At 54.2% G+C, this 11,415-nt stretch carries 11 protein-coding genes; 7 read left to right on the top strand and 4 right to left on the bottom strand.

The genetic code is table 11. The features are described 5' to 3' along the window. Positions 1-27: 27 nt before the first annotated feature. From DBY68_RS13480 to DBY68_RS13470, 3 genes are all read right to left on the bottom strand, one after another. Positions 28-636, bottom strand: coding sequence for a glutathione S-transferase (locus tag DBY68_RS13480; protein ID WP_108476500.1), 609 nt, complete (start codon positions 634-636; stop codon positions 28-30). 67 nt (positions 637-703) lie between these two features. Beyond that, the gene (locus DBY68_RS13475; RefSeq protein WP_108476501.1) at positions 704-1,840 is read right to left on the bottom strand and encodes an HlyD family secretion protein; all 1,137 of its coding nucleotides are present in this window, start codon (positions 1,838-1,840) and stop codon (positions 704-706) included. A gap of 5 nt (positions 1,841-1,845) precedes the next feature. Continuing rightward, a complete protein-coding gene (locus tag DBY68_RS13470; protein ID WP_108476502.1) occupies positions 1,846-2,175 on the bottom strand; it encodes a DUF3302 domain-containing protein in 330 nt (109 codons plus the stop codon). 536 nt (positions 2,176-2,711) lie between these two features. On the opposite strand from DBY68_RS13470, the gene mtlA reads away from it, so the two are divergent. The 3 genes from mtlA (at position 2,712) to mtlR (ending at position 6,450) form a co-directional block, all read left to right on the top strand. Continuing rightward, complete coding sequence (gene mtlA / locus DBY68_RS13465) at positions 2,712-4,619, top strand: PTS mannitol transporter subunit IICBA (RefSeq protein ID WP_108476503.1); 1,908 nt, start codon at positions 2,712-2,714, stop codon at positions 4,617-4,619. Positions 4,620-4,714: 95 nt separating this feature from the next. After that, positions 4,715-5,863, top strand: coding sequence for a mannitol-1-phosphate 5-dehydrogenase (mtlD, locus tag DBY68_RS13460; protein WP_108476504.1), 1,149 nt, complete (start codon positions 4,715-4,717; stop codon positions 5,861-5,863). Next, the gene (mtlR, locus tag DBY68_RS13455; RefSeq protein ID WP_108476505.1) at positions 5,860-6,450 is read left to right on the top strand and encodes a mannitol operon repressor MtlR; all 591 of its coding nucleotides are present in this window, start codon (positions 5,860-5,862) and stop codon (positions 6,448-6,450) included. The genes mtlD and mtlR overlap by 4 nt, the downstream gene beginning before the upstream one ends. Before the next feature lie 5 nt (positions 6,451-6,455). Here the strand turns inward: mtlR and DBY68_RS13450 are convergent, their stop codons facing one another. Then, entirely contained in the window at positions 6,456-6,671 is a 216-nt protein-coding gene (locus tag DBY68_RS13450; protein WP_094311752.1) for a hypothetical protein, read from the bottom strand. A gap of 271 nt (positions 6,672-6,942) precedes the next feature. Between DBY68_RS13450 and DBY68_RS13445 the strand changes: the two genes are divergently transcribed. The 4 genes from DBY68_RS13445 to lldD all read left to right on the top strand — a co-directional run bounded on the left by DBY68_RS13445 (position 6,943) and on the right by lldD (position 11,247). Next, entirely contained in the window at positions 6,943-7,305 is a 363-nt protein-coding gene (locus tag DBY68_RS13445; protein WP_108476506.1) for a YibL family ribosome-associated protein, read from the top strand. Between the two features lie 326 nt (positions 7,306-7,631). Beyond that, the gene (gene lldP / locus DBY68_RS13440) at positions 7,632-9,287 is read left to right on the top strand and encodes an L-lactate permease (protein WP_108476507.1); all 1,656 of its coding nucleotides are present in this window, start codon (positions 7,632-7,634) and stop codon (positions 9,285-9,287) included. Further along, positions 9,284-10,060, top strand: a complete 777-nt coding sequence (gene lldR, locus DBY68_RS13435; protein ID WP_108476508.1) for a transcriptional regulator LldR — start codon at positions 9,284-9,286, stop codon at positions 10,058-10,060. Before lldP ends, lldR begins: the two co-directional genes overlap by 4 nt. Further along, positions 10,057-11,247, top strand: a complete 1,191-nt coding sequence (gene lldD / locus DBY68_RS13430; protein ID WP_108476509.1) for a quinone-dependent L-lactate dehydrogenase — start codon at positions 10,057-10,059, stop codon at positions 11,245-11,247. Before lldR ends, lldD begins: the two co-directional genes overlap by 4 nt. Positions 11,248-11,415 lie beyond the last annotated feature (168 nt).

Raw genomic sequence — 11,415 nt, 5'->3', positions numbered from 1 at the left:
ACGACCATGAAGTGTTATAGCGCGTAATCAAGCCTTTGGCGGTTCCGTCCGGGCAAAACTCTCGCGCTGGAACAACGTTTCCACCAGTTTGACCAGATTGGGCCGGTCAACACACCAGCCCGGCGCAATGCGACGAAAGTTGAGATAGCTAATCGCACAGGCGATGGCGATCGTCGCCAGATTTAACGTATCGGTGTTGAACGTCCCTTCTTTGAGATGGGCTTCAAGCGTATCAAGGCTGCGGCTGATTTTCTCGCGCTGGCGCAGGCACTCCGCTTCCGACTGCTGTGCTGGCGGGCGGGCCAGTTCACGCACCGCCACCAGCCCGGCATCCATAATGCCGTCGGCGAGTGCTTCTAATTGACGTACTTTCAGGCGCGCAAGCGGGTCAGACGGCAGCATCTGCGGCTCAACATTCAGCAGTTCGATGTACTCGGCAATAATCGGTGAGTCAAACCAACACTCACCGTCGTCAGTCATTAATGCCGGCACCTTGCCCAGCGGATTGTACTGCGCCACGCCATTTTCCAGGTTATAGGGCAGTTCATTGATAAATTCGAAAGAAATTCCCTTTTCCAGCAATAAGATAGAGATTTTGCGTACGAAAGGGCTGGTATAGCTGCCGATGAGTTTCATGCCATGTCCTTTTTGCCAACGAAAGGGTAAGTATGGCCCAGCCACTGACAAAAAGATGCTTTTAACATCAATGATCGAGGTAAAGATAGTGCATCCAGCTTGTCATTCTGAGCAGCACTTTGCGCATTATCGACAGGTGCTCAAAGTGATCGGAATAGACCGCCACCTGAGCGTAAATGCCATCAGGTAGCGCGTCCACCTCCCCATCAGGCTGGAGCTCGATCAGCGCCATTACGCCATCGGTGCCGGGGACAATATTGAGCGACTGCAGCGTACCCTGCGCCTGATAAGAACCGCCGGGCACAACGGGCAGAATGCTGGTCAACTTTCCGCTAAACACCTGACCCGGCAGCGCATTAAAGACCACTTCCGCTTCATCGCCGGGTTTTAATCGCAACAGGGAGTTTTGTCTGAACTGAGCCACAATCTGGCGTTTTTGCTCCGGCACGAACACCATGACCGGGCGCAGCGGTAGCGCGGCGGCATAGGTGCCGGGGCGAATCAGTACCTGCGTAGCAAAACCGTCGCTGGGTGCGCGGATAATGGTCTGATCGAGGTTAAATTTGGCTTCCGTAAGCTGCGCGCGCAGGCTGGCAACCTGAGACTGGTCGCCGTTCACCACGCTATCCAGTTGACTTTTAATTTGCGATTGATCGGCAATCGACGCTTTAACTAATGCATCCTGCGCCAGATAGTTTTGTCGGGCGTTGTCGATATCGCTTTCTGAAAACGGATTTACCCGCGCCTTACTTCCCTGCAAATATCGCTGATAATCTTTATACAGACGATCGCGTTCTGCCGAAACGCGCGTGGTATTTGCCAGCGCTTCATCCAGTTGTCCTTTCAAGACCTGCGTATTGTGCACCGCCGTGACTAAATCAGCCTGAAGTCGGTCAACGCGCGCCTGGTAGCGTGTCGGGTCTATTTTAAACAGCACCTCGCCTTTTTTAATTATCTGGTTATGTTTATTTGTCACCTCACTCACCACGCCGGTCACCTGAGGGGTAATCGGAATAGAGATAACCGCCTTCTGCGCCTGAAAGGTATAGGGGTGGTTATAGTTCATCCCTAATATCAGCGCACCGACAATAAATACCCCGCCTAATACGGCGGTAGGCACCGTCCATTTATTTACCGGGATCCTGAATATCTTAAAAATCGCCCATGCCAGCGCGACGTAGGTCAATATAATTAGCAGATCCATGATGGCTATTCCCCTGAAGGCGTTTGCATTTTTTTCAGTTGTTTTTCAAGCTCTTCAACGCGTTGTCGCAGCGCATCTTCACCTTCATGCGCGGGAGGGTGTTGCATTCCCCAGCCGCGATCGGGGCGATAAAGCGTCGCCCAGATCCACAGAAACGGCCAGAGAACGTGTAAGGTAAAAAGACTCACCCAGCCCGCGACATGAATCGCATCGGCGTGGGGATGATTGCGTGCCTTCGCAATCATGTAGGGAATATCGTGAATAATAATAATGCCGTAAAAGATAACCAGGAAAACAAAGATCAGAATGCCAAGCGCAAAGTAATTCAGGAACATAGCCGTAACCTCAAATTCACGCTGTCGATAGTGAGCACGCTATACAATTTAAAGCGTAGACGGTGTCTACTTTGAACATAATCGGCAATTAATCGTTCTGCCATAATCCTCATTCATTATTCTTTTTTGTGTGATGTTACTCAGTTACAGAGGGTGCTCATCACAGCAGCAGAACTTGCCACGGATCACATCTTATTTTGGCGACCTGAAAATATCTTGTGAACTCAATCACAAAAAACAAACAAACCATCAAGAGCAAAATGTGATTAACATCACATTTACATGTGTTCTGCGGTGCTTTTTCCTGCTGTGTTGTTTTTTTACACAGTGGTTTTGTGATGGTGATCACTCAAAATCATCAGGTACATCCTATATTTGTGTGATCTAAGTCACATGAAGACCCGCTATCTGGACAGCTTAACGATTCAGTGCCAGATTTCGCATCATCAACCAGGGTTCGGCTACTACCTCTGCCGCCAATTAACAATAAACTTCAGGTGTTCAACCTGCGGGCAAACAGAAACAAGGGGTGTTTTATGTCATCCGATATCAAGATCAAGGTGCAAAGCTTTGGTCGCTTCCTCAGCAACATGGTGATGCCAAATATCGGCGCGTTTATCGCGTGGGGTATTATCACCGCGTTATTTATTCCAACAGGGTGGTTGCCGAACGAAACGCTGGCGAAGCTGGTTGGCCCGATGATCACCTACCTGCTGCCGCTGCTCATCGGTTATACCGGTGGTAAGCTGATTGGCGGCGAACGTGGCGGCGTGGTCGGTGCGATTACCACCATGGGTGTTATCGTCGGTGCAGATATGCCGATGTTCCTGGGCTCCATGATTGCAGGCCCGTTGGGCGGCTACTGCATCAAGAAATTCGACGCCTGGGTAGATGGTAAAATCAAATCCGGTTTTGAGATGCTGGTGAATAACTTCTCCGCTGGCATCATCGGTATGATCCTCGCTATTCTGGCCTTTATGGGCATCGGCCCGGCGGTTGAAGTGCTGTCCAAGCTGCTGGCGGCTGGCGTTAACTTCATGGTTGTACACGACATGCTGCCGCTGGCATCTGTTTTTGTAGAACCGGCTAAAATCCTGTTCCTGAACAACGCCATTAACCACGGTATCTTCTCGCCGCTGGGTATTCAGCAGTCTCATGATCTCGGCAAATCGATCTTCTTCCTGATTGAAGCCAACCCGGGCCCGGGGATGGGTGTTCTGCTGGCGTACATGTTCTTCGGTCGCGGCAGTGCTAAACAGTCTGCGGGCGGCGCGGCAATCATCCACTTCCTGGGCGGTATTCACGAAATCTACTTCCCGTATGTGCTGATGAACCCACGTCTGATTATTGCCGTTATTCTGGGCGGTATGACTGGCGTGTTCACCCTGACCATCCTGAACGGCGGTCTGGTTTCTCCGGCTTCCCCTGGCTCCATCCTGGCCGTACTGGCGATGACGCCAAAAGGCGCATACTTCGCCAACATCGCGGCTATCGTTGCGGCAATGGCGGTCTCCTTCATCGTTTCTGCCATCCTGCTGAAAACCAGCAAAGTGAAAGAAGAAGATGACATCGAAGCGGCAACCCGTCGTATGAATGACATGAAAGCTGAATCCAAAGGCGGTACTCCGCTGGCGGCGGGCGACGTCACCAACGACCTGAGCCACGTGCGTAAAATCATCGTTGCCTGTGATGCCGGTATGGGTTCCAGCGCAATGGGGGCGGGCGTGCTGCGTAAGAAAGTGCAGGATGCGGGCCTGAGCAACATCTCTGTGACCAACTGCGCGATTAACAACCTGCCGCCGGATGTTGACCTGGTCATCACTCACCGCGACCTGACCGAACGCGCAATGCGTCAGGTACCGCAGGCGCAGCATATTTCGCTGACTAACTTCCTCGACAGCGGCCTGTATACCAATCTGACCGAACGTCTGGTTGCGGCACAGCGTCACACTGACAACGAAGTGAAGGTGAAGGACAGCCTGAAAGACAGCTTTGACGACACCAGCGCCAACCTGTTTAAACTCGGCGCGGAAAACATCTTCCTGGGCTGCAAGGCGGCCACAAAAGAAGACGCGATTCGCTTCGCTGGTGAGCAACTGGTGAAAGGCGGCTATGTTGAGCCAGAGTATGTGCAGGCGATGCTGGACCGCGAAAAACTGACGCCAACTTACCTGGGCGAGTCCATCGCGGTACCGCACGGCACTATTGAAGCCAAAGATCGTGTGCTGAAAACCGGCATCGTGTTCTGTCAGTATCCGGAAGGCGTGCGCTTCGGCGAAGACGAGGATGACATTGCCCGTCTGGTGATTGGTATCGCCGCTCGCAACAACGAGCACATCCAGGTGATTACCGGCCTGACCAACGCGCTGGATGACGAATCCGTCATCGAACGTCTGGCCAGCACCACCAGCGTAGAAGAAGTTCTGGCGCTGTTGCAGAAGTAAGGCTCTATTCCCTCTCCCATTGGGAGAGGGTTAGGGTGAGGGAAAAGCCTCACCCCAGCCCTCTCGGGTCAAAAACATTAATGAAGGTTAACACTATGAAAGCATTACATTTTGGCGCAGGTAATATTGGACGTGGCTTTATCGGCAAACTGTTGGCCGACGCGGGCATTACATTGACGTTCGCCGATGTAAACCAGGTCGTTCTGGATGCCCTGAATGCCCGTCATAGCTATCAGGTTCACGTTGTGGGTGAAAATGAGCAGGTTGATACCGTTTCTGGCGTTAACGCGGTCAGCAGCATTGGTGACGACGTTATCGACCTGATTGCCCAGGTGGACCTGGTGACCACCGCCGTGGGCCCGGTTGTACTTGAACGGATTGCACCGGCTATCGCCAAAGGTCTCGCGAAACGCAAAGCACAGGGCGTCAATACCCCGCTGAACATTATTGCTTGTGAAAACATGGTGCGCGGCACCAGCCAGTTGAAAGGCCACGTAATGGCCGCCGTTGCCGAAGACGAAAAAGCCTGGGTGGAAGCGAACGTCGGTTTCGTGGATTCCGCCGTTGACCGTATCGTGCCGCCGTCTGCCTCTGCAACCAATGACCCGCTGGAAGTGACCGTTGAAACCTTCAGCGAGTGGATCGTCGATAAAACCCAGTTCAAAGGCACGCTGCCGAACATTCCGGGCATGGAATTAACCGATAACCTGATGGCATTTGTCGAACGTAAACTCTTCACGCTGAACACAGGTCATGCTATAACCGCCTACCTCGGCAAAATGACCGGGCATCAAACTATCCGCGACGCGATTCTCGATGAGAAAATCCGCGCGGTAGTAAAAGGCGCGATGGAAGAGAGCGGCGCGGTGCTGATCAAACGCTACGGTTTTGATGCGCAAAAACATGCCGCATACATTCAGAAAATCCTCGGTCGTTTTGAAAACCCGTATCTGAAAGATGACGTTGAGCGTGTAGGCCGTCAGCCGCTGCGTAAACTGAGCGCGGGCGACCGTCTGATTAAACCGCTGCTGGGCACGCTGGAGTACGGTTTGCCGCACGTTAACCTGGTGAAAGGTATCGCCGCAGCGATGCATTTCCGCAGTGAAGACGATCCGCAGGCGCAGGAACTGGCCGCGCTGATTGATGAAAAAGGCCCGCAGGCCGCGCTGGCGCAGATCTCTGGTCTGGACGCAAACAGCGACGTGGTGAAAGCCGCCGTCGCCCTCTATAACGCCAGCAAATGATGCAAGACCCGGCGCAGGCTATCCTGCGCCTGAATACTAGATTGTCAGATATGCAGGCAATAATGGAAGAAACACAGGCTTTTGAAAACCGTGTGCTTGAGCGTCTGAATGCTGGCAAAACCGTCAGAAGCTTCTTGATTGCCGCCGTCGAGTTACTGACCGAGGCGGTCAATATTCTGGTGCTTCAGGTGTTCCGCAAAGACGATTATGCGGTGAAATACGCCGTCGAACCGCTGCTGGACGGTAGCGGCCCGCTGGGCGATCTTTCGGTCCGGCTCAAGCTTATCTATGGGCTGGGCGTGATTAGCCGTCATGAGTATGAAGATGCGGAGCTGCTGATGGCACTGCGTGAAGAGCTGAACCATGACGGCAGCGAATATGCCTTCACGGATGATGAAATTCTTGGGCCGCTGGGTGAGCTGCACTGCGTCTCTGCCCTGCCGCCCGCGCCGCTCTTTGACGATAGCGATGCCGACCTGCTGGCAATGCAAAAACAGCGCTATCAACAGGTCGTTCGCTCAACGATGGTACTTTCTCTGACCGAGCTGATTTCCCGAATCAGCTTGAAAAAAGCCTTTCAGAAATAACACCGTCAAACTTCTTTCGCCTGGTTTTCGACCGGCTGATAAAGTTTGCGGTAGTGTTCTAATCGCTCCAGAAACATCGCCGCTTTCTCTTCCGGGATCTCTTCCGGTACGTGACTCAGGCGAGGTGATTTCTTCAGATACTCCATAAATGCCTGACTGGACGCCATAAAATCGACGGCTTTGTCGATGACTAGTGGTACGTTTTCGCCAAGTTTGCCCATAACGTCGTCCTCCTCATGATTCCTCTCTTCAGAATGGACAATTAAGGGCGATCCGTTTGAGGAAAATGTGCGGATTCTCGTGACGGCATGCTAAAAAAGAGATCTGCATAACCATTTCTCTTAAATTACAATAAATTCATGGGATTACTAATAATACGCTGGTAAATAAGTACAGATGTAATAAGACTATTTTATATAATTCGCTATCGGTTATGATCGCTGTCGCGCATACTATGCGCTATTACGTCATTTTTTTATCAGATATCCGCAAATGAAAGAAATCGAAAAAAACGAAATCAAACGCCTGAGCGACCGTCTGGACGCGATCCGTCATCAACAGGCTGAACTGTCGCTGGTTGAAGGCGCCGAGAAATACGCCGAGCTGGAAACCGAAAAAGAGAAGCTGGAAGTTGAAATCGCGCGTCTGCGCGAAGTGCACAGCCAGAAACTGAGCAAAGAAGCGCAGAAACTGATGAAGATGCCTTTCCAGCGTGCCATCACCAAAAAAGAGCAGGCCGACATGGGCAAGCTGAAGAAAAGCGTGCGTGGGCTGGTCGTGGTTCACCCCATGACCGCGTTGGGTCGCGAGATGGGTCTCGAAGTGATGACCGGTTACGCCAAAACTGCGTTCTGATCGATACAGATGATATCCGGTGGTGCTTCGCTTACCGTGCCTGGCTGACAGGTCATTACCGTTGGCCGGATAAGCGTAGCGCCATCCGGCAATTCTTTTCTCCTCACCCAATTGGCCCAACCAATTCTGTTATTTCCTTCCAGTGGTTCACAATCTCGCTATTTATTCATACAATATCGTTGCCAGAACATAACAATTAGTTAACCATTCATTGTCATTATCCCTACACCATCATATTGGAAGGGCCACTTTTACATAAACTGTGATGCCGAGATGAGCGCAGACTCACCGCAAAGCAGGGTATTGGCCCCCAGGAGACCTGCACAATGAGCCTCTGGCAACAAAACTATGACCCGGCCAATAACATCTGGTTGTCGAGCCTGATAGCATCGCTACCGATCCTCTTTTTCTTCTTCGCGCTGATTAAGCTCAAGCTGAAAGGCTATATCGCCGCCAGTTGGACCGTCGCCATCGCGCTCGCCGTAGCCCTGCTGTTCTACAAAATGCCGGTGGATAACGCGCTGGCGTCGGTGGTCTACGGCTTCTTCTATGGCCTGTGGCCGATTGCATGGATTATTATCGCCGCCGTTTTCGTCTACAAAATTTCGGTGAAAACCGGGCAGTTCGACATCATCCGATCATCAATACTGTCCATTACACCCGACCAACGTTTGCAGATGCTGATCGTCGGTTTCTCCTTCGGTGCCTTCCTGGAAGGCGCGGCTGGGTTTGGCGCACCGGTGGCGATTACCGCCGCGCTGCTGGTTGGCTTAGGCTTTAACCCGCTGTATGCCGCGGGTCTGTGCCTGATCGTTAACACGGCGCCAGTAGCCTTTGGCGCGATGGGCATTCCAATTCTGGTCGCCGGACAGGTCACCGGCCTGGATAGCTTTGAAATCGGCCAGATGGTAGGCCGTCAGCTTCCGTTCCTGACCATTATCGTGCTGTTCTGGATCATGGCGATTATGGACGGCTGGCGTGGGATTAAAGAGACCTGGCCTGCGGTAATGGTTGCTGGCGGTTCGTTTGCGATTGCTCAGTACCTCAGCTCTAACTTTATTGGCCCGGAACTGCCGGACATTATCTCTTCGCTGGTTTCTCTGGTCTGCCTGACGCTGTTCCTGAAACGCTGGCAGCCGGTACGTATTTTCCGTTTTGGCGATATGGGCGCGTCCCAGGTTGACCAGACGCTGGCGCGCACCAACTATACCGCCGGGCAGATTGTTCGCGCCTGGTCGCCGTTCCTGTTCCTGACTGCCACCGTTACGCTGTGGAGTATTCCGCCGTTTAAAGCGCTTTTCGCGCCGGGCGGTGCAATGTATGAATTCGTGATTAATATTCCGGTTCCGTACCTCGACAAGCTGGTTGCCCGTATGCCACCGGTGGTAAGCGAAGCCACGGCCTACGCGGCGGTCTATAAGTTCGACTGGCTGTCGGCCACAGGTACCGCCATTCTGTTTGCGGCGCTGCTGTCTATTGTCTGGCTACGCATGAAGCCGAAGGACGCTATCAGCACTTTCGGTACCACGCTGAAAGAACTGGCGCTGCCGATTTACTCCATCGGGATGGTGCTGGCGTTCGCGTTTATCTCGAACTACTCCGGCCTGTCGTCGACGCTGGCGCTGGCATTAGCGCATACCGGTCATGCGTTTACCTTCTTCTCACCGTTCCTCGGCTGGCTGGGCGTATTCCTGACCGGTTCAGACACCTCATCAAACGCGCTGTTTGCCGCATTGCAAGCCACCGCCGCGCAGCAGATTGGCGTCTCTGACGTGTTGCTGGTTGCCGCCAACACCACCGGCGGCGTGACCGGCAAGATGATTTCGCCGCAGTCTATCGCCATCGCCTGTGCGGCGGTGGGTCTGGTGGGCAAAGAGTCGGATCTGTTCCGCTTTACCGTGAAACACAGCCTGATATTCACCTGCATGGTGGGCGTAATTACCACGCTTCAGGCCTATGTCTTAACCTGGATGATCCCATGATAGTGATGCCCAGACGCCTGTCCGACGAGATTGCCTCTCGCGTACGGGCGCTGATTGAAGAACAACAGCTGGAAGCGGGCATGAAGTTGCCCGCCGAACGCCAGTTAGCCGCTCAGCTTGGCGTGTCGCGCAATTCCCTGCGCGAAGCGCTGGCGACGCTGGTCAGTGAAGGCGTGCTGCTCAGCCGTCGCGGCGGCGGCACGTTTGTGCGCTGGCCACATGAAGCGTGGTCAGAGCAAAACATCGTTCAGCCGCTGAAAACGCTGCTGGCCGATGACCCGGATTACAGCTTCGACATTCTGGAAGCGCGCCACGCCATTGAAGGCAGCACCGCCTGGCACGCCGCCATGCGCGCAACGGAGGCCGACAAAGAGAAAATCACCCTCTGCTTTGAAGCAACACTCAGTGAAGACCCGGATCTCGCCTCGCAGGCCGATGTCCGTTTTCATCTGGCCATTGCCGAAGCCTCACATAACGTCGTGCTGCTGCAAACCATGCGAGGTTTCTTCGATTTGCTGCAATCCTCAGTGAAGCAAAGCCGCCAGCGCATGTATCTGGTGCCACCGGTCTTTGCCCGCCTGACCGAACAACATCAGGCCATTCTCGATGCCATTGTGGCCGGTGACGCCGAAGGTGCGCGCCAGGCGATGATGGCCCATTTAGGTTTCGTCCACACCACCATTAAACGTTTTGATGAAGATCTGGCTCGCCAGGCACGCATCACCCGCCTGCCCGACGACCACGCTGAAAATTCCAGGGAGAAAAAAGCATGATTATTTCAGCCGCGAGTGACTACCGTGCCGCCGCCGAGCGCATTCTGCCGCCGTTCCTGTTCCACTACATCGATGGCGGCGCGTATGCGGAATACACCCTGCGCCGCAACGTGGAAGATTTATCTCAGGTGGCACTGCGCCAGCGCGTGCTGAAGAACATGGCCGACCTCAGCCTGGAAACCACGCTGTTTAAGGAAAAGCTCTCCATGCCGGTCGCCCTTGCGCCGGTTGGCCTGTGCGGTATGTATGCCCGTCGCGGCGAAGTGCAGGCCGCGGCGGCGGCCGATGCTCACGGTATCCCCTTTACGCTCTCGACCGTCTCCGTCTGCCCCATAGAAGAGGTCGCGCCAACCATCAAGCGCCCAATGTGGTTCCAGCTGTACGTGCTGCGCGACCGGGGTTTTATGCGTAATGCGCTGGAACGCGCAAAAGCGGCGGGTTGCTCCACGCTGGTCTTTACGGTTGATATGCCGACACCGGGCGCGCGTTACCGTGATGCCCATTCTGGCATGAGCGGCCCGAATGCCGCGATGCGTCGCTACTGGCAGGCGGTCACGCATCCGCAATGGGCGTGGGATGTCGGGCTGAACGGTCGTCCGCACGATCTGGGTAATATCTCCGCCTACCTCGGCAAACCAACCGGACTGGAAGATTACATCGGCTGGCTGGCGAACAACTTCGATCCGTCGATTTCGTGGAAAGACCTGGAGTGGATCCGTGAATTCTGGGATGGCCCGATGGTGATCAAAGGGATCCTCGATCCGGAAGATGCGCGCGATGCGGTGCGCTTTGGCGCGGACGGCATTGTGGTCTCCAACCACGGTGGTCGACAGCTGGATGGCGTGCTTTCTTCTGCCCGTGCGCTGCCGGCAATTGCCGATGCGGTGAAAGGCGATATCGCGATTCTGGCGGATAGCGGCATTCGCAACGGGCTGGACGTGGTGCGTATGATTGCGCTGGGTGCAGATACCGTACTGCTGGGACGTGCGTATCTTTATGCGCTGGCAACGGCGGGTCAGGCGGGCGTGGCGAATCTGCTGAGCCTGATTGAAAAAGAGATGAAGGTGGCGATGACGCTGACCGGCGCGAAAACGATTGGTGAAATCAGCCGCGATTCACTGGTGCAGGAGCTGGGTAAAACCTTGCCAGCAGCACTGGCCCCGCTGGCGAAGGGGAATGCGGCGTAGGAGGCTTACCCCTCACCCCGGCCCTCTCCCACAGGGAGAGGGAGAAAACCCACACCGTGCACGATTTGTCCCCTCTCCCTCAGGGAGAAAACCCTCACCATGCACGACCTGTCCCCTCTCCCTCAGGGAGAGGGTTAGGGTGAGGGTGACGTTATTTTCTGCTATCCT

It is taken from the genome of Pseudocitrobacter sp. RIT415, from assembly GCF_003057695.2.
Taxonomy (GTDB): domain Bacteria; phylum Pseudomonadota; class Gammaproteobacteria; order Enterobacterales; family Enterobacteriaceae; genus Pseudocitrobacter; species Pseudocitrobacter faecalis.
Note: the sequence above shows the minus strand (reverse complement) of the source record. Positions and strands in the feature narration are given on the sequence as shown.